At 57.6% G+C, this 18,808-nt stretch carries 19 protein-coding genes; 15 read left to right on the forward strand and 4 right to left on the reverse strand.

Annotated elements, in window-relative coordinates; all coding sequences use genetic code 11:
* Positions 1–12: 12 nt before the first annotated feature.
* On the forward strand, positions 13–207 hold the full coding sequence (locus R1T46_RS10915; protein WP_317305327.1) for a hypothetical protein: 195 nt from the start codon (positions 13–15) through the stop codon (positions 205–207).
* Here R1T46_RS10915 and R1T46_RS10920 read toward each other — a convergent pair.
* Entirely contained in the window at positions 192–956 is a 765-nt protein-coding gene (locus tag R1T46_RS10920) for a type 1 glutamine amidotransferase (protein WP_317305328.1), read from the reverse strand. The two genes, R1T46_RS10915 and R1T46_RS10920, sit on opposite strands and share 16 nt — an antisense overlap.
* Positions 949–1,944 (reverse strand): amidoligase family protein, encoded by a 996-nt coding sequence (locus R1T46_RS10925; RefSeq protein WP_317305329.1) that lies wholly within the window; start codon positions 1,942–1,944, stop codon positions 949–951. The genes R1T46_RS10920 and R1T46_RS10925 overlap by 8 nt, the downstream gene beginning before the upstream one ends.
* 177 nt (positions 1,945–2,121) lie before the next feature.
* Between R1T46_RS10925 and lexA the strand changes: the two genes are divergently transcribed.
* Positions 2,122–2,730, forward strand: a complete 609-nt coding sequence (gene lexA, locus R1T46_RS10930; protein WP_036204787.1) for a transcriptional repressor LexA — start codon at positions 2,122–2,124, stop codon at positions 2,728–2,730.
* Positions 2,731–2,817: 87 nt separating this feature from the next.
* On the forward strand, positions 2,818–3,306 hold the full coding sequence (locus R1T46_RS10935; protein WP_317305330.1) for a cell division inhibitor SulA: 489 nt from the start codon (positions 2,818–2,820) through the stop codon (positions 3,304–3,306).
* Between the two features lie 3 nt (positions 3,307–3,309).
* Here the strand turns inward: R1T46_RS10935 and R1T46_RS10940 are convergent, their stop codons facing one another.
* Both R1T46_RS10940 and R1T46_RS10945 read right to left on the reverse strand, forming a co-directional pair.
* Complete coding sequence (locus R1T46_RS10940; protein WP_292047576.1) at positions 3,310–3,570, reverse strand: hypothetical protein; 261 nt, start codon at positions 3,568–3,570, stop codon at positions 3,310–3,312.
* 51 nt (positions 3,571–3,621) lie between these two features.
* The gene (locus R1T46_RS10945) at positions 3,622–4,098 is read right to left on the reverse strand and encodes a DUF6586 family protein (protein ID WP_317305331.1); all 477 of its coding nucleotides are present in this window, start codon (positions 4,096–4,098) and stop codon (positions 3,622–3,624) included.
* Between the two features lie 262 nt (positions 4,099–4,360).
* Between R1T46_RS10945 and R1T46_RS10950 the strand changes: the two genes are divergently transcribed.
* The 12 genes from R1T46_RS10950 to fliJ all read left to right on the forward strand — a co-directional run bounded on the left by R1T46_RS10950 (position 4,361) and on the right by fliJ (position 18,708).
* The gene (locus R1T46_RS10950) at positions 4,361–5,725 is read left to right on the forward strand and encodes a DUF1329 domain-containing protein (protein ID WP_317305333.1); all 1,365 of its coding nucleotides are present in this window, start codon (positions 4,361–4,363) and stop codon (positions 5,723–5,725) included.
* Positions 5,726–5,789: 64 nt separating this feature from the next.
* Entirely contained in the window at positions 5,790–6,116 is a 327-nt protein-coding gene (locus tag R1T46_RS10955) for an SOS cell division inhibitor (protein ID WP_317305334.1), read from the forward strand.
* 71 nt (positions 6,117–6,187) lie between these two features.
* Positions 6,188–7,639 carry a sigma-54 dependent transcriptional regulator gene (locus tag R1T46_RS10960; protein ID WP_317305335.1) on the forward strand — a complete coding sequence of 484 codons (1,452 nt, stop codon included), beginning with the start codon at positions 6,188–6,190 and terminating at the stop codon, positions 7,637–7,639.
* A 225-nt stretch (positions 7,640–7,864) separates the two neighbouring features.
* Positions 7,865–9,154: a sensor histidine kinase gene (locus R1T46_RS10965; protein WP_317305337.1), complete on the forward strand. Its 1,290-nt coding sequence runs from the start codon at positions 7,865–7,867 to the stop codon at positions 9,152–9,154.
* A gap of 12 nt (positions 9,155–9,166) precedes the next feature.
* Entirely contained in the window at positions 9,167–10,633 is a 1,467-nt protein-coding gene (locus R1T46_RS10970; protein WP_317305338.1) for a sigma-54 dependent transcriptional regulator, read from the forward strand.
* A gap of 779 nt (positions 10,634–11,412) precedes the next feature.
* The gene (gene ltrA, locus R1T46_RS10975; protein ID WP_317305339.1) at positions 11,413–12,690 is read left to right on the forward strand and encodes a group II intron reverse transcriptase/maturase; all 1,278 of its coding nucleotides are present in this window, start codon (positions 11,413–11,415) and stop codon (positions 12,688–12,690) included.
* 246 nt (positions 12,691–12,936) lie between these two features.
* Positions 12,937–13,305 (forward strand): flagellar hook-basal body complex protein FliE, encoded by a 369-nt coding sequence (gene fliE / locus R1T46_RS10980; RefSeq protein WP_036204822.1) that lies wholly within the window; start codon positions 12,937–12,939, stop codon positions 13,303–13,305.
* 15 nt (positions 13,306–13,320) lie between these two features.
* Positions 13,321–15,021, forward strand: a complete 1,701-nt coding sequence (gene fliF, locus R1T46_RS10985) for a flagellar basal-body MS-ring/collar protein FliF (RefSeq protein WP_317305340.1) — start codon at positions 13,321–13,323, stop codon at positions 15,019–15,021.
* Positions 15,014–16,054 (forward strand): flagellar motor switch protein FliG, encoded by a 1,041-nt coding sequence (gene fliG, locus R1T46_RS10990; RefSeq protein WP_300495388.1) that lies wholly within the window; start codon positions 15,014–15,016, stop codon positions 16,052–16,054. Before fliF ends, fliG begins: the two co-directional genes overlap by 8 nt.
* A complete protein-coding gene (locus tag R1T46_RS10995; RefSeq protein ID WP_317305341.1) occupies positions 16,054–16,905 on the forward strand; it encodes a flagellar assembly protein FliH in 852 nt (283 codons plus the stop codon). The genes fliG and R1T46_RS10995 overlap by 1 nt, the downstream gene beginning before the upstream one ends.
* Complete coding sequence (gene fliI / locus R1T46_RS11000; protein WP_407070130.1) at positions 16,877–18,268, forward strand: flagellar protein export ATPase FliI; 1,392 nt, start codon at positions 16,877–16,879, stop codon at positions 18,266–18,268. The genes R1T46_RS10995 and fliI overlap by 29 nt, the downstream gene beginning before the upstream one ends.
* Positions 18,268–18,708, forward strand: coding sequence for a flagellar export protein FliJ (fliJ, locus tag R1T46_RS11005; protein ID WP_317305343.1), 441 nt, complete (start codon positions 18,268–18,270; stop codon positions 18,706–18,708). Before fliI ends, fliJ begins: the two co-directional genes overlap by 1 nt.
* Positions 18,709–18,808: the final 100 nt, after the last annotated feature.

Raw genomic sequence — 18,808 nt, forward strand, 5'->3', positions numbered from 1 at the left:
ATCTCCATGTTATTGCACGAGAATCAGGTCAGGTTGACGCCCCGGGAGCGCGATATCCTGTTCAGGCTGACCGGGAGCGACCCCCATTATGTGACCACCCGCGCGCAACTGAAAGAGTGGGCAGCCCGTTATTTAACGGCTCTGCCCGACGACGCCCGGGAAATTCGTGAAATCAAGGCTGTGTTACAGCGTTACCTGCCGTTTTGAGCCACATACCCATCGTCTTCCCCGGCTTCGACAGGTTCATCCAGCCGAACCAGTTTCCTGTCCTCCGCAGCCTGTACGAAATGGCTGAAAATCTGCCGGTGGCCGCCGTGATAAAGCAGGTATTCCGGGTGCCATTGGATGCCCATCAACCATTGCCCACGTGTATTCTCGATCGCTTGCACAAACGAGTCGTTGTCCACGGCGACAACGCGTAGATCCGTGCCCAGTTTTTTGATGCTCTGGCTGTGGATGCGGTTCGCGCCAATGACCGGGCTGCGCATCACCTGTCCCAGGCGGCTGTCACTGACGACCCGCACAGTCTGTAGCGGTAACAGTAACGGGCGATGGCGGGTGTTTACACGCAGGGGCGTCACGTTCTGGCATAGCGACCCGCCGCGGAAAATATTGATGAACTGTGCACCACGGCAGATACCCAGTACCGGGATGTTCAGTTCTTCAGCACGGGACAGCAGGCGGACATCGGTTTCGTCACGGCGGAGGTCATAACGAGCGGTCACCTGGGGCGTCTGTCCGTACCGTGAAGGATGCACGTGGGTGCCACCGGAGAGCACAAGGCCGTCGAGCAGCGAGACGTCGACCTTTGACCCCGGGCGAATAAAATGGGTACGCGCGCCATGGAGGCGCAGTGCAAAGGTGATCAGCCGGTGGGCGAGACTGCGACGTGCCGGGCCGCTGATACCAATCGTAAGGCCCGGATGTTCAGGCTTATCTACCGGGCTTTCAGACATAGTTTCCGGACCGAAGCCACTGGTCGGACGTGTCTATCCAGCTGTGGGTCAGGTTGTGGAGGCTCAGTTTGCGACTGTTGCGAAACTCCGTAACCAGTTTTGATAAGTCATCAGCGTTGGCCACCAGTTGTTCCAACACAACCCAGTCATTCCAAACCGTGGAAAAATGCCAGTCAGGGTTATCAATGTCGCAGTCGGGTAGCCGGTAATGCAGTGTTGGCCGGCTTTTGATGCGTTCATCCTCAACGTATTCTGCCAGTAAACCGCTGTTCAGGTGTGCGAACAGCGGGAGAAGGTCCAGAGCCTTGTTCCGGGTAGGGTTGTAATGCAGGTAGTCCCGCATCAATTTCTCCATGTCTGGCGCATAATCCTCGGAAATCAGAAGGTCAATGTAGGTGCTGCTCCATGGCTCAATGTAGCTGGTCAGCTTACGGCTGAAATCAATCTGGTGGCGTGCCTTCAGCCATTCATAGAGAGCAGCGAAGGCCTGTAGGTAGCGAACCAGCGTTGTGGCACTGAGGTCTGGTAGCTCCGGATTCAATTGCAAACCGAAGGCGTAATAGAGCGCCTCCCGGCTGCCCAGTGCGCCGGCTCTGCGAAGCTCATCGCAAAGTGTCTCTATACGTTCCAGCTTACTGAAAGCCAGCGGAGGACTGACGATTTCCAGAGGCACGATTTTCTCGGCGGCTGCGTCGATCACGCTCATGGCTTGACCGCCAAGTTCCCTGACGGACTCGGGAAGACGCTCGTCTGCCAGATCAAGGTCCTTGATCGGGTCTGAATCCAGTTCGATGGTAAAGTCACCGAGTTCCGTTTCAACCTCGGACACATAGCGCGCAACAGATCTTCCAGTGCCTCCCAGCAGTTTTGCGGACAGCGAGACAAGATCTTCGTAACCGAGGCCGGACAACTCAATTTCAACGCCAACTCTGCGTTCCTTGCCGTCATCCGTCTTGAGGATGTCCGGTAACCTACATCTGTTGCTCATTCAAGCGACTCCCTAATTTGGTTGTGATCACCTTAACACAGTCATGCGCCAAGGCGCGGTGGACCGCCATTCAGTCCGGCTTAAGGAAAAATTGCGTTTACAGGGTTTACACTGGATAAAACACTGTATATAGTCAAACCACTGTATATAAAAACAGGGCTAACCGGGGCAACCTAAATGAAGCTGACAGCTAGGCAGACACAGGTACTGGATATTATTCGTCGCTACCTTGACGAGACCGGGTATCCGCCGACCCGTGCAGAAATTGCCGCAGAACTTGGATTTCGTTCTGCCAATGCCGCAGAAGAACATCTGCGGGCGCTGGCCCGAAAGGGAGCGATCGAGATGGTGCCGGGAGCCAGCCGGGGAATACGTCTTCCCGATGTAGAGGCTGACCTTGGTTTGCCGGTGATCGGTCAGGTAGCGGCCGGCAGTCCGATACTGGCACAGGAACATATCGAAGATCATTGCACCCTGCAGCCTGAATTTTTTTCGCCCTCGGCGGATTATTTGCTCAGGGTACGCGGCATGAGTATGAAGGACATTGGCATCCTTGACGGCGACCTGCTGGCGGTGCACCGAACCCACGATGTGCACAACGGCCAGGTGGTTGTGGCGAGGGTGGGTGAGGAAGTCACGGTCAAGCGATTCCGTAAGGAAGGCTCGAAAGTGTATTTGATCGCCGAGAATGAGGAATTTGAACCCATAGAAGTGGATCTGACAGAACAGGAACTCTTCATTGAGGGGCTCGGCGTCGGGGTTATACGGCGCTCGGACCTTCACTGACACCCCCAGGGTGTCCGGACATATCCGGCTGTGTTTCGTTGAGTGTTGAACACCGCGGACGCGGCTTAACGGCAGGTGAGGCTTATCATGGAACAACTCAGCTTTAATCAGAATCTGGCCTATGCTCACGGAGGCGGCAGGTTTGTCGCTTCAGAGGTTGCCGGTATAAGCGGCCGTGATACTGCCAGGGCGCCTACTGCCAGGAGTCGCCCAGCCAAACCGGCAGGCAATGTCACAGAGATCATTCTGCCGGAAGGGCAGGTTGAAAACTTCCAGCTATTGCTGCCTATGCTCACGCAGTTGAATCAGGAAAAGCGTTGGTTAGCCTGGATTGATCCGCCCCAAAGCCTCGTCAGTAAGTGGCAGACCATGCGTGGCATCGTTGCGGGCGAGTTGTTGGTGTTGAGGTCCACTCCAGATTATCCGGCCGGGGAGCTTGCCGAGCGGGCGCTGAGCGCTGGCACCTGTCACGCAGTAGTCATGTGGACGCACAAACTCGGACGTGAAGCGCTCGCATCATTGGAACAGGCTTCGGCCCGGGGTAACAGCCATGGTGTGGTGCTGCGCCAGCGCTGATCGTCAGTGAAGTGTATAGGAGGGCCGGATGTCTTGGGCGTCCGGCTCTTCGTCTTCCCAGTCAATATCATGGGCAACGTTACCGACCGCTTCAATGCCGGCCGCAATCATAGCTTTGGCAACGTTCATGTCCCGGTCTTCCATCATCTCCCTGGCTTCCGTCGAAAATGATATCTGCACCAGCGGTGCACTGTCGTCGTCGATACGGCGAAGCGCATAGTCTCCGTTGCTCAGTTGTACGATTTCGAAAAACGATGGTGACATTAAGCTAGCCTTTCAGTTCATTCCCGTTGGCTTCGGCAACGGCGAGGTTCTTTACCACTCGCTGTGCCGGTCCTCGAGGATATCGATAAAGTGTTTCATCGCGCCCAGAGTGGTTGCCAGGGCCTGTTTTGAGCGATCCGGGCCGGTGTCAGCTGCAACGGCAATCACGTTTTCACTGCTGACCGTTTTTCGCGCCATCGGTGGATTGCCCTGATACCGCTCAAGTTGTTCGAGGTGATTCCACCAACTTCGCCCGTCATTGGCCAACTGATTCAGTTCGGCTATTTCCGGGCTGTGGGTTCCGATCAGCTCACCCAGTGCCTCAAGGTCATCAGGCTGGCTATGTTGGTGCTGATACATTCTGGCGATCATCACCAGCACCAGTTTTCGAGCCCTGAGTGCCAGCTCGATGGTCCCTTGCAATAGCGCTTCTTTCGCTGGAACGCTGTCGCTGTTTTCCAGTTGCCCCAACAGGTTGCGAGCCAGGAATATTTTCTGGGAAACCAATGAGTGCCACTGTGACGCCATGGTAGTACCTGAGGGTGGTTCCACTGCTGTGCGATGAATTAATCGCCTACTATAACATTTTCCTTTGTGAATTTCTCCTCCCCCCGTTGGTTTGGCGGTTTTGACAAGAAACTACAAAGATTCACTTGAAACGATCGTTTGAATTTGGCAAAAAGGCGCCCCGATTGAATAACATACGATCGCCTGTTGTGGTTTCCTGCGTGGATATGCCAAACCGTGGATGACACATGGGTTGATCGTTTACCTTGGAGGTAGATAGGGAATGCGGAACCAATGGGAATGGATCGCAGGTTGTGCAGTGGCATTGTTTGGGTTGTCGGGAATTGCACTGGCAAAGGTCAGTGAATCCGAAGTTGAGCGGTTGGGCAGCGATTTGACGCCAGTTGGAGCTGAACGAAAGGGTAATGCCTCAGGTAGCATTCCGGCTTGGACGGGAGGGCTCACCAAACCGCCCGCTGATTGGAAGCAGGGAGAGGTGGAAATTAACCCGTTCCCCGACGACGAGCCCCTGTTTGTTATCACTGGCGACAATGTGGACCTGTACCGTGACAAGCTCACCGACGGACACATCCGTATGCTTGAGCAATATGGCCCGGGCTTTGTGATGCCGGTGTATCAAACCCGTCGAAGCGCGGCTTTCCCGGAAGATGTGTACGAAAAGTCCCGGGAAAATGCCCGCAGCGCGGAACTTCTGGCCAATGGTAACGGTGTGCGTGACACCATCATGACCAGCCCATTCCCGATTCCAAAGAATGGCCTGGAGGTGATCTGGAACCACATTCTGCGCTATCGCGGGGAGGAGCTGTCGTTTCGTAGCGCTTCAGCGACGCCCCAGGTGAACGGTTCCTATAACCAGGTTGTTAACCAGTACGACTATTTCTTTGCCTACAGCCGCCGCGGTGCGAACCTCGCCGATATTGATAACAAGATTTTTTACCTGAAAACAGACACCATCGCGCCATCCAGTCTCGCGGGCACCATCACTCTGGTTCATGAAACCCTGGATCAGATTCGCTCACCCCGGCTCGCATGGCGATACGATGCCGGCTCAAGGCGACTGCGCCGGTCACCGAACCTGGCCTATGAAACCGATCTTCCGAACTCGTCATCGCTGCGCTCAGTGGACCAGAAAGACATGTACAACGGCGCCCCTAACCAGTACGACTGGGAGCTGAAAGGCAAGCGTGAGATCTTTGTACCTTACAATGCCTACAAGCTTCACGACGCGGATGTCGAGCCGGACGATGTCATTCGGCCCCAGCACATTAACCAGGAATTGGCCCGGTATGAGCTGCATCGGGTATGGGTTGTCGAAGCGAAACTGCGGACCGGTATCAGCCATATATATGCCCGCCGGGTGTTCTACGTCGACGAAGATAGCTGGCAGATTCTTGCGACGGAGGAGTACGACGGCAACGATCAACTCTGGCGAGTGTCCGAAGCTCACAATATCAGCTATTACAGTGAGCCGGTATTCTGGACTACCATGGAGATGACTTACGATCTAAGCGCTCAGCGCTACTACATTGATGGTCTGGATAACGACTTCCCTGCCTACGACTTCGAGCCTGGCTTCCGCGGCAATCAGTTCTCTGCCTCGGCGGCCCGCAGAGCAGCCCGCCGCTGATGGCCGGCAGCCCCGGGCCGGTTGAGGCACGGGGCTGCCGGCCCGTTTTCAAGGAGATGCAATTATGTCGGTACCGGAACAGCTTGAGGCAGTGGATACCCTGGTTGAACACCTGAAGACCGCGCTTGCGGAGAATAACTGGGACGAGCTGTCCCGTCTGAATGGCCTGGTCAAACCAACGATCGAGCCGGTTATGGCGGCCCTTGAGGCCGGCGAGTTGAGCCCTGAGCCGGTCAGGGAGCGGTTGGCAGCTCTGCAGACATTCTGTGACCGTGCCAATATTTCGGCAAATGAAGCCAAGGCGGAAGCTCAGAAAGCGCTCAAAGGGGTGAATCAGAATCGCAGCGCTGCAAAAGCCTATCAAAACGTCTCGTTAAATCGCCCGAAATAGCGTCATAAAATTGACTCGAGCGCACTTACAGTCTTAAATACCGCACAAATCCCCGCAAGAGATTCGTTTGGATGTCGAAGAATAATAAGGTGCTGGTGCTCAGCGAGGACGATGCGAAACGACGTGATATTTCCACCATCCTTGAGTTTATCGGCGAGGAGGGTGTTGTCGTCGGGGCCGATGCTCATTCACTGCTGAGCGGCGGTGACGCCGACGAATTGGAATCCATTACCGTTGCCATCGTCAACGGCGAGGATGATGGCGTGGCCACTGCTATTTCCAAGGTGTGTGCGGCCGCGAAGGGTGTGCCTCTGCTGTTGGTTGGTGACCCCGATTTGGCCGGCCTGTCCGACGACGAGATCAGCCGGGTGATCGCCCGCATGGAATGGCCGCTCAACTATACCAAGTTCGTGGACTCTCTCTACCGTGCGCAGATCTACCGGGATCAGTTTGCACGTTCTCGTGAACGGGGCCAGCAACGTGGTCTGCAGCTTTTCCGCAGTCTTGTCGGCACGAGTCGAACAGTACAATCGGTGCGCCGACTGATGGAGCAGGTGGCCGACAAGGATGTGAGTGTACTGATTACGGGGGAGTCGGGGACCGGTAAAGAGGTGGTGGCGAGAAATCTTCACTATCATTCCCCCCGTCGCGGCAAGCCCTTCGTGCCGGTCAACTGTGGTGCCATTCCGGCAGAACTGCTGGAGAGTGAATTGTTCGGGCACGAGAAGGGCGCATTTACCGGTGCGATCACCTCACGGATCGGTCGGTTTGAAATGGCCGAGGGTGGCACCCTGTTTCTGGACGAGATCGGGGACATGCCGTTGAGCATGCAAGTCAAGATTCTGCGGGTTCTGCAGGAACGGACTTATGAGCGTGTTGGCAGCAGTCGGACCCAGTCAGCCGATGTCAGGGTCATTGCCGCGACCCATAAGCACCTCGAAGACATGATCGAAACGGGCGATTTCCGTGAAGATCTCTATTACCGTCTGAATGTTTTCCCCATCGAAATGCCCGCTTTACGTGATCGGGTGGAAGACATTCCGCTGCTGATCAATGAGTTGATTTCGCGCATGGAAAAGGAAAAGCGCGGCTCTGTCAGACTGAACTCGGCGGCGATCATGAGTCTTTTCCGTCACAATTGGCCGGGGAATGTCCGCGAACTGGCGAATCTGGTGGAGCGGTTGGCGATTATGCACCCTTACGGTGTCATCGGGGTTCAGGAGTTGCCCAAGAAGTTTCGCTACGTGGACGATTACGATGAGAACCGGCCAGTGGAAGACTCCGGAATGCCATCCAGTATCCCTGGGCTGGTGGGGCTGGATGCGCCAGCCCTGCTGCCGGTAAACGGCATCGATCTGAAGGATTACCTGTCCAACCTTGAGAAGCAGTTGATTCAGCAAGCGCTGGATGAAGCCGGGGGAGTGGTGGCTCGGGCGGCCGAGAAGCTGCGGATTCGGCGGACGACACTGGTAGAGAAGGTTCGGAAGTATGGGCTTCGGGATGAGGAGTCCGAGGAAAGCTGATCGATCCCTCTCAAAGTAGGTTTCTGATGGCGTCAAAGGTTTGTAACCTTCGGCGCCATCGTTGTTTCTGGGTGACGGAAATCCGTCATTTTACACTTTCCGTTATATCTTTCTTGTTGAAAAATAAACAAAAATTAAAGTTGGCATGACGCTAGCTTAATCTCGTCCAAACGATCCATCCGATTGGTACGGGCCGGGTTCAAGGCCCGGTCAGAGGGCGAGTGTATGAGTCAGTTGCAATTTGTTGGTTTGTCGTCGGCGAAGGCATCCTCAGCCAGTAAGGAGTCTTCGGCCAATGCGGCGGCTGATGTCAATGACAAGGTGACGGCGCTGTTTCCCGAGCAGGACGATGAAGCCGTGGGTACGGCGCTCGAGCTCTTCAATCAGATGTCGCGGCAGATAACTGACTCCTACCGTACGCTCGAGTCCCGCGTGAACCAGTTGTCCGGTGAGTTGTCGGCAGAGTCCCAGCAGCGCCAGGCGGAGCTGGAGCAGAAAGAGGAGCTGGCGGACCGGCTGTCGACGTTGCTGCATGCGCTCCCGGCAGGGGTTGTGGTACTCGACAGCCAGGGTGTGGTGACGCAGACCAATCCGGCCGCGATCATGCTACTGGGGGAGCCCCTTGATGGAGAGCGGTGGGTGGATGTCATCCGTCGCTGTTTCGCGCCCCGGCGTGATGATGGCCATGAAGTGTCACTCAAGGATGGTCGTCGGGTCAGTATCGAAATTCGTACCATGGAAAACCAGCCTGGGCAGTTGATTCTACTGACGGACCTTACAGAAACCCGCCATCTACAAGCCCAGCTCGCCCATGCCCAGCGTCTTTCCGCCATGGGCAAGATGGTGGCCTCCCTGGCCCATCAAATTCGTACACCGCTCTCAGCTGCGATTCTCTATGGTGGACACCTCAGCCAGGAAGACCTCGACGAAGAGATGCGTCAGCGTTGTGCCTCCCGGTTGATGTCCCGTTTGACGCATCTGGAGCAACAGGTGCGTGACATGCTTATTTTCGCCCGAGGCGAGACGAGGTTGGCTGAGGAGTTGTCTGTCGACACCCTGGTCCAGGCGCTGGCTTCGGCGCTGGAAGGATTGAAACTTCCTGCTGGTGTGTCGGTGGAGTTGAGTAACCAGGTGAGCAGTGCGGCGCTGATGTGCAATCGCGATGCTTTGGTTGGCGCCTGTACCAACCTTGTGAATAACAGTGTGGAGGCAGGGGCAACAGAGATTGAGGTTGCCGTTGTGTCCGTCGAAGACGAGCTTGTGGTTCGCGTGAGCGATAACGGCCCCGGGTTTACCAGGGAGGAGGCAGGTCAATTGCTGGAAGCATTCTATACCACCAAATCCCATGGCACCGGGTTGGGCCTTGCCGTGGTCCAGGCGGTGGTGAAAGCGCACCAGGGTCGGTTTGCGATTGATGCACCTGTCACCGGAGGCGCCGTCGCCATTATTTCCCTGCCATTGGTGCGTTCGTTGTCGACGGCTGACCGTCGGCAGCAGCCACTAAAAACTGACTGATCGGAGGCTACCATGGCCAAAGCCCAAATTCTGATTGTTGAGGATGACCAGGATCTTCGAGAAGCACTGGTTACCACCCTTGAGCTGGCAAAGTTTCGTGTGCGCGAAGCGGCTAATGCGGAGCAGGCCCTGGCACAACTTGCCGAGTCGCCGGTGGATATGGTTGTCAGTGATGTGAACATGCCTGGAATGTCCGGCCACGAATTGCTGCACGAAGTGCAAAGACGGTATCCCGGCCTGCCAACTATGCTGATCACCGCCTATGGTCAGATCAGCCACGCCGTGTCCGCGATGCAGTCCGGTGCTATCGATTACCTGGTCAAACCGTTCGAATCCTCCGTGCTTGTGGATGCTGTGACCAGAGTGGTCGGCGGCGGACGCCAGAAAAATGTCGATCAGCCCGTTGCGGAAGATCCGATTAGTAAGCGGATGTTCCAGCTGGCGGCGAAGGTGGCAGCCAGTGACTCAACGGTGATGATTTCCGGCGAAAGTGGTACCGGTAAAGAGGTGTTGGCGCGCTATATTCACCAGCAGTCTCCCAGGTCTGACCAGGCGTTCGTGGCGATCAACTGCGCGGCAATCCCCGAGAATATGCTGGAGGCCATCCTGTTTGGTCACGAGAAGGGCGCCTTTACCGGTGCGGTTGCATCTTCCCCGGGTAAGTTCGAGCAGGCCAACGGTGGCACCATCCTGCTGGATGAGATTTCGGAAATGGATCTCGGCCTGCAGTCCAAGCTGTTGCGAGTGTTGCAGGAGCGTGAGGTAGAGCGCGTCGGTGGTCGCAAGACCATTGCCCTGGATGTGCGGGTTATCGCCACCACCAACCGGGATCTGTCCGATTACGTGCGGGAAAACAAATTCCGCGAAGACCTGTACTACCGGCTGACGGTCTTCCCCATGCACTGGCAGCCACTGCGCGAACGTACACTGGATATCATGCCGCTGGCGAATGCATTGCTGAAAAACCATTGCCGCAAGATGAAACTGACCGGCGTGACCTTCGCACCTGACGCCAGGGATGCGCTGATGGGTCATCAATGGCCGGGCAACGTTCGCGAGCTGGACAACGCGATACAGCGGGCTCTGGTGTTGCACCAGGGAAACGTCATCCATGCTGGTGACCTTTGCCTGGAGCTCGGCATTACCGGGCGTATGGAAAGCGGCCCCGCTGGCACGACATCTCCGACCTCGCCACACCCGGTCGTGTCCGAATCCGGGGCCGAGTCACCTGATCGGGACGCTCAGGATACCTATGCCGAGGAAAGCCTGTCGGGCCTCGGAGCGCTATCTTCCACGTCACTGGGTGACGAAGTTCGGCAGCGTGAATTCCGGATTATCATCCAAACGTTGAAAAAAGAGCGTGGTCGACGCAACCGGGCGGCGGAGCAGTTGGGTATCAGCCCGCGCACGCTCCGATACAAACTGGCCCAGATGCGCGATGCCGGCATCGATCTGGATGCAGAACTGGCCGCCGCCTGACCACAGCCAACAGGCTCCTTCGTTCGGCACCCAAGGGTGCCGTTTTTTGTTTGCCCGGCGAAGCCGGCAAACCCGGCCATCTGAAAGAAGGTGGCGTCACCCCGACTGAGGGGAAGACAATCCGACTGGCAAGGGCGTCACTGGCCAACGGTGGGGTCTGAAGGAAGCCATAGGAAGTTAACGGTACACAACGCAAGTGAACCTGTTTCGGCAGTCCAGGTGGGTCAGCGTGCAAAATAACGCGAAGCCCGATACTCAGTCAGACCTGGGCTGTGCTTGAGGGTGGCATCGTTAACAGGGAGCCGGTGCAGTAACCGGGGAAGCCTGACACCGAATCCGGCGACGCCGGAGGCTGTGGCGCAAGGCGAAAGCCGAGGCCGCAGTCGGTGCGAGGTGGCAGATGATGCCGTAGTAGTGAGGAAGTTCCGGCCTGAGAAGCCTGGTAACAGCGTGGAGGACAAAACCGGAACGACCGCTGACGGAGGTTCAGCGGACCGGCCAGGGTCAAAAGCTCTGGTCGGATGCGAAGGGCGGAAGTCATTAACGAGAGTGACGGACGACGAGCGAACAGGTGGACGCTGCGCTCACAAGCTGCCCGACGGGGCAGGGACGTGCATTGAGGTGCTGCGGGAACGTAGTGGCTTCGGTGTTCTCCGGGCAAGGGAGTAAAGCGATACCGTGGCGGCAGATTGCCAGAGTGCTAGTACCCGGACGGATTGCTTGAAACAGACCGGCAGCCAGACCGATCCTCGAAGCCGTCACCACAGAGATGAGCAGGCATGAGGAAATACTACAGTCTGTACGGGCAATTGCTGTCAAAACAGCGCCTGTATGAAGCCTTCAGACACATCAAACGCAACAAGGGCGCGGCCGGAATCGATGGGCAGAGCCTGAGTGCGTTTGAGGCGGATCTGGAGGTGGAGCTGTCGTGCCTGTTGCTCGAGCTGAAGGAAAAGCGCTATCGGGCGCAGCCAGTCAGACGCGTAGCCATCGCCAAGGATGACGGCGGTGAGCGTCTGCTGGGCATTCCGACGGTTCGGGACCGGGTGGTGCAACAGGCGTTGCGCAGCATCATCGAACCGATCTTCGAGCCGGACTTCCACCCGTCGAGCTACGGGTACCGTCCGGGACGCAGTGGTCACCATGCCATTGGCAAGGCGGAGCGGTTCATCCGCCGCTACCGTCGTGACTGGGTTGTGGATATGGACCTGTCGAAATGCTTCGACACGTTAAACCACGATCTGATCATCCGCCAGTTCCGCCAACGGATCACGGACGGCAGTGTTCTGTCACTGTTGCGCCAGTGTCTGGAAAGCGGGGTGATGGTGGGGTACCACCTTGAAGACACGGAGCTGGGAAGCCCGCAGGGCGGCGTGATCAGTCCGCTGATTGCGAACGTCTATCTGGACGCCTTCGACCAGTTCATGAAGGCGCGGGGTCACCGGATCGTCCGCTATGCGGACGACATCCTGATCCTGTGCGGTTCACGAGCGGGCGCGGAGAATGCGTTACGGGTGGCCCAAAGCTACCTGGAAGGGAAGCTGAAGCTGACGGTTAACGCCACCAAAACCCACATCGCCCACAGCGATGAGGGGGTGAAGTTCCTGGGCGTGGTGATCCACATGAACTACACCCGCATCCAGGACAAGAAGGTGGTGAAGCTCAAGCAGACGCTGAAAGCGCTGACGAAGCGAAACCGGGGCATCGGGCTTGCGGCGATCATCCGCGAGCTGAACCCGGTGCTACGGGGCTTTGCCAGCTACTTCCGGGTGGCAAACTGCGCGCGGGTGCTGAAGCAGGTGATGAGCTGGTTAAGGCGGCGACTGCGCTGCATCCAGCTCAAGCAGTGGAAGAAGCCGAGCCGGCTGCATCGGAGGCTGAAACAGTTGGGCTACAAGCCCCCGTTCCGGCACATCAAGATGCAAAGCTGGCGCAATGCGGCGTCCCCACTGGCCAGTCTGGCCCTGCCCAACACCTACTTGCACAATGACCTGAAGTTGATGGATCTTACGAAGGTCAAAACCGGCATCACTGTTCCCGAGTTCGGGGTAAGTTAATGGCATGAGCCGTATACGTGGCCCGTATGTACGGTTCTGTGAGAGGGATGAGGCGGTGTCGCCTCACCCTACTCGATGTGCCCTCGTCAAAAGACCGTCACTGCCTTTCGCTTTTCTCTCCATCTGTTCATTAACATTATGAAAATTAAGAAATAATACATGTTGGCCTGTGGTTTGCTTTGACCTGTTCAGATATGTCCAGGTCAATGGCTTGCCTATTTATACGGCGGGCCGGGAGAGTGAATCATGGTTCAGCGTGCTGACATCAACAGTGTCCTTTCAGAAATTCGCAATATGCGCTCGCAGATGATGGAGAATCAGCGGGTTGAACAGGACAACAACATTCGCGGACGGATGGACGGGCCGTCCAAGGTCCAGGAAACCTCCGACACTCCCAAATTCAGCGACATGCTCAGCCAGGCTGTGGGTTCTGTGAACGAACTCCAGCAAACATCCAGTGATATGAAGACGGCGTATGAAATGGGCGATCCGAACATGGATATCTCCCGCGTCATGATCGCGTCTGAAAAAGCATCCATCTCCTTCGAGGCATTGACCCAGGTCCGTAACCGGGTGGTGAAGGCCTACGAAGACATCATGAATATGCCGGTTTGATAGCGGAGCGGACCCATGGCCAGCGTACCTGCTGAAACCTCATCCTCGAACATGCCCGCGGCGCGGGGAGACGATACCGGCGAGAGCCGTAGCGACCTGATTTTCGGCTTCAACCGGTTGAACCTGCTGCGACAGGTGGGCCTGATGGTGGGGCTTGCCGCCAGTGTTGCCCTTGGCGTTGCCGTGGTTCTCTGGGCCCAGGAGCCCAATTACCAGCCTGTGGTGGGGGATATGTCCGGCTACAACCCACAGGATGTCACGACCATTCTAGATGCCAACAACATCGACTACCGTATGGATCCACGCACAGGCGCATTGCTGGTGCCCTCCGATGAGGTCTATAACGCCCGCCTGAAACTTGCAGCAGAGGGCGTGACGGACGAGCAGACCATGGGCTACGAACTGCTGGACCAGGACCGTGGCCTTGGAACCTCCCAGTTTATGGAAACCATCAGTTTCCGCCGTGGCCTGGAAGGCGAGCTGGCACGAACGATTGGCAGCATGCGCACGGTTCGTGCCGCTCGGGTTCATCTGGCGATTCCGGAGCGCTCGGTGTTTGTCCGCGACGCGCGCACGCCGACAGCGTCCGTGTTCCTTGAAGTAATTGCCGGTCGTCGCCTGGAGCAGGAGCAGATTGCCTCGATCGTGAACCTGGTTGCCGGCAGCATTCCGGAAATGAGCAAGGACAATGTGACCGTGGTCGACCAGAGTGGAAACCTGCTCACCGGTCGTGATGATGGCGGTGACAGCCAGCAGATTGAAGACCAGTACGATTACACCTCCCGCGTTGAGGATCGCCTGGCTCGTCGGGTTGCCTCCATGGTCAGGCCGGTGGTGGGCGACGGTCGTTTCCGTGCGGAAGTGACGGCTGATCTCGATTTCTCCTCGGTGGAACAGGCTGAGGAGCTGTTCAATCCCGAACAGCAAGCTGTGCGCAGCGAGCGCCAGATGTCCGAGCGGCGTGCCGGTGGCGGCGCCAGTGGAATCCCCGGCGCCCTGTCCAACCAGCCGCCCGCTCAGCCGACAGTTCCGGAACAGGCAACCGCCGATGACGAGGGCAACGTCCAGGCGCCGCCGGTGAACGTGCGTGAAGAGTCGACCCGAAACTACGAAATGGACCGCACTGTCAGCTATATCCGCCAGGAACTTGGCCGCATAAAACGTTTGTCGGTAGCCTTGGCGGTTGATGATATGAAAGTGGTGGATCCCCAGACCGGCGAAGTCAGCTATGAACCCTGGCCGGAACAGGAACTGCAGCGCCTGACTATGTTGGTGCGTGATGCCGTGGGGTATTCGGCTGCCCGGGGTGACAGTGTTACGGTGATGAATACCGCGTTTGCCGCCGAAGAGCAGATTGAATTCGAAGCACCGGCGTTCTGGGAGCAGCCCTGGTTCTGGGACCTGATGAAGCAGGTGCTCGCAGGCCTGGTCATTCTGGTTTTGGTTCTGGGTCTGTTGCGACCCACCCTGAAAAGTCTGTCTGGCGGCGGCCGCAGCGAACGCAGGGGTGAGTCCGGTAATGACGGCTATGACGGGCTCGATGGCATTGAGGGCGGAGACGCGCTGCGGGAGGCCATGCATTCACAGGACGATCTGCTTTTGCCAGGCGCGACAGACAGCTATGATAGGCAATTGAATGCACTGAAAGGCCTGATTGCGGAAGACCCCGCGCGGGTTTCCCAGGTGATGCGCCAGTGGGTGAATGTCGATGACTGATGAGAACAACCGCCAGCCTGAGTCGCCGCAAAAGCCCCAGCGCAAGATTCCGCGGGTGGAGCAGGCTGCGATCCTGTTGATGTCACTGGGTGAAAACGATGCCGCCGAGGTGCTCAAGCATATGGGGCCGAAAGAGGTCCAGCGGGTTGGCGTGGCCATGGCCCAGATGAAAGATGTCAGCAAGGACGACGTTACCTATGTCCTGAACCAGTTCGTCGAGGCCGTTGGCGGCCAGACCGGCCTGGGGGTTGGCAACGATGATTACATTCGCACCATGCTCACCCAGGCCCTGGGGGACGACAAGGCCTCCAGCCTGATCGACCGTATCCTTATTGGTGGCAACACCACCGGTCTGGATACCCTGAAGTGGATGGAACCTCGTGCGGTGGGCGATATTATCCGCTACGAGCACCCCCAGATTCAGGCCATCGTTATTTCCTACCTTGATCCGGACCAGGCCGCGGAGATCCTCGGCACGCTGGACGACAAGGTGCGCCTGGATGTAATGATGCGGGTAGCTTCTCTGGAAAGTATCCAGCCGCAGGCATTGCAGGAACTCAACGATATCCTCGAGAAGCAGTTCTCCGGTGGCTCCGCTGCCCAGACCAGCCGCATCGGCGGGGTCAAACGGGCGGCTGACATCATGAACTTCATGGATCGCAGCGTTGAAGGCGGCCTGATGGATTCCATCAAGGATATGGATCCGGACCTGGCCTCGACAATCGAGGATTTGATGTTTGTCTTCGATAACCTCAAGGACATTGATGACCGTGGTATCCAGGCGTTGCTGCGGGAAGTGTCTTCCGAGGTGCTGGTCGTCGCGCTCAAGGGCGCTGATGATGCCGTTCAGGAGAAAATCTTCAAGAACATGTCCAAGCGGGCTGCAGAACTTCTGCAGGATGACCTGGAGGCCAAGGGGCCGGTGCGGGTCAGTGAGGTGGAGTCCGCCCAGAAGGACATCATTACCATTGCCCGCCGTATGGCTGAAGCCGGTGAGATCACCCTTGGCGGTGCTGGCGAAGAAATGATGTGATGAAAGATCCCCGTCGCAACCTCGATCGCATTCCCAAGGAAAACCTTACGGCCTACGAGCGTTGGGAGCTTCCGCTGTTGGATGCGCGTGGCAATGAAATCGCGCAGGAAGAAGACCGCGATGTAAAGCCACTGACCGCCGCTGATATCGAGGAGATCCGCCAGGCGGCCCGTGAAGACGGTCATGCGGAAGGCCGTGACGCAGGGTATCAGGCGGGTCTGAGTGAAGGTCGTGAACAGGGACACCGGGAAGGTTTGGAAGCAGGGCTTGCGGAGGGCCGCGAGCAGGGCGCCGAGAAAGGCCTGACGGACACCCGTAAGGAGGTGGATGCCAAACTGGATCGTCTGGAGCATTTGCTTGGCGAATTACTGGAACCTGTCAAGCGTCATGAAGACGAGGTGGAAACCGCATTGGTCAACTTGACCACGGTTCTGGCACGCTCAGTGGTGTTCCGGGAGCTGTCACTGGATTCTTCCCACATTACCGATGTGGTCCGCAAGGCGATGGCTGCGCTGCCATCCACAACGGAAAACGTACGCCTACATATTCACCCGGATGACTATCAATGGGTCAGCGAGGTTGCCGACAGGTTCGAGGCGGCGACATCTATTGTTGAGGATGCTTCTGTTCTCAGGGGAGGTTGCAAGCTGGAAACCCGCCACAGCCTGGTCGACTTCACAGTGGAAAAACGCTTCCAGAAGGCTGTTCAGGGCATGCTGGACCGACAACTGGATACCGAAGTCGCCGGCGAAGGAGAAGAACTGGGCGCCATGATGGGCGACCTTACCGACTTCCGGCACGATGTGCTTGACTCCGACGAGGATGAAGGCCATGACGGCACACCTGGCTGAACGCCTGACACGACTGCAGGATTATTTTACCGAAGACCCCCAGCCGGAACTGTCCGGGCGGCTGACTCGCATGGTAGGCCTTACCCTGGAGTGTGTAGGCTGTCCCATGGTGGTCGGCGACCGCTGCGTTATTACCGGGCAGGGCGCAGGCACTGTGGAAGCGGAAGTGGTGGGCTTCGAAGATGACCGTGTCTATCTTATGCCGCTCACAGCGATAGAGGGGCTGCGTCCTGGCGCCAGGGTAGTGCCGTTGTCCGCGGCCAGTCGGGTGCCTGTCGGGCCGGAACTGCTGGGGCGGGTGGTGAACGGCAACGGTGAGCCGCTGGATGGCAAGGGGCCGCTGCAGGCGGAAGCCCGGGTGTCCCTCAGTGGCGATATTATCAACCCGCTGGACCGTGCGCCCGTGCGTCAGTCCATGGATGTAGGTATCCGGGCCATCAATTCACTGATGACCGTTGGTCAGGGCCAGCGTCTGGGATTGTTTGCCGGCAGCGGCGTCGGTAAGAGTGTGTTGCTGGGCATGATGACCCGCTTCACCAACGCGGATATCACGGTGGTTGGCTTGATCGGCGAACGGGGCCGTGAGGTGAAGGAGTTCATCGAGGATATCCTCGGCGACGAGGGGCTCACCCGTTCTGTCGTCGTTGCCTCCCCCGCAGATGATTCACCGCTGATGCGTCTGCGCGCTGCCATGCTGACCACCCGTATTGCAGAGTATTTCCGTGACCAGGGCAAACGGGTATTGTTGTTGATGGATTCCCTCACCCGTTACGCCCAGGCCCAGAGGGAAATTGCTCTGGCCGTGGGTGAGCCACCGGCCACCAAAGGCTACCCGCCCTCGGTCTTTGCCAAATTGCCGCAACTGGTGGAGCGTACCGGCAATGGCAGGCCCGGTGGTGGCTCCATTACTGCGTTCTATACCGTATTAACGGAGGGCGATGACCAGCAGGATCCTATTGCGGATGCTGCGCGGGCGATTCTGGATGGCCACATTGTGCTGTCACGACGATTAGCCGAGGAAGGCCATTACCCCGCCATTGATGTGGAGGCGTCCATCAGCCGGGTAATGCCGCAGGTTACCGAGACCGAACATTTTGCCCGCGCCCAGCGCTTCAAACAGGTCTACTCCCGCTATCAGCAGGCCAGGGACCTGATCAGTGTCGGGGCCTACGTAAAGGGCTCGGACCCGGAGACCGATTTTGCGATCACCCATATCGGCAACATGGGGCAGTTCCTGCAACAGGGTTTGAGTGAAAGCGCACCTCTGGGGGACAGCATCCAGCAGTTGTTGGCGGTGGTGCCAGAAAGACGCTCGCCTGATCGCTCCAAGACCCCGCCTGTGGCCGACGGAGGTGGTAGGTGATGTTGCGGTCACAACGCCTTGCGGTTGTGCTTGCCCTTGAGGAACGGAAAGAAAAGGCCGCGCTGGAAAAAATGGCGGAGGCCCAGCAGCATCATGAAGCCCAGCGCCAGCAGATCGAAAACCTTGAGCAGTATCAGCAGGAATACCGGGAGCAGATCCGTCGCAGCCAGCAAGGTGTGGTCTCCGTTGCCCGGCTTCAGGGTTGGCAGGCGTTTATCGCCCAACTGGATCAGGTTATCGTGCAGCAACAGAAACTGCTGACGCAGGCGGAAGAACGGCTTCAGGTGTGCCGGGAAGAATGGCAGAATGCCTGGGAGCGGCGCCGGGGCATGGAAAAGTACATAGAAACCTGCCGCCGGCACGAACAGCGTGAGCAGGACCTCAGTGAGCAGAAACAGATGGACGAAGCCGCCGGGCGGATCTTGGCAAGGCGGCGTTGAGAATGTCATGGGAATGCGAACCGCGGATGCAAATTCGGTGTCGTGAGCTATCCTTTACCTCAGGGTGCCCCGGGCACGCCTGTCATTTCCCGTTACCCGG

The sequence above is a fragment of the Marinobacter salarius genome (assembly GCF_032922745.1).
Classification (GTDB): Bacteria; Pseudomonadota; Gammaproteobacteria; order Pseudomonadales; family Oleiphilaceae; genus Marinobacter.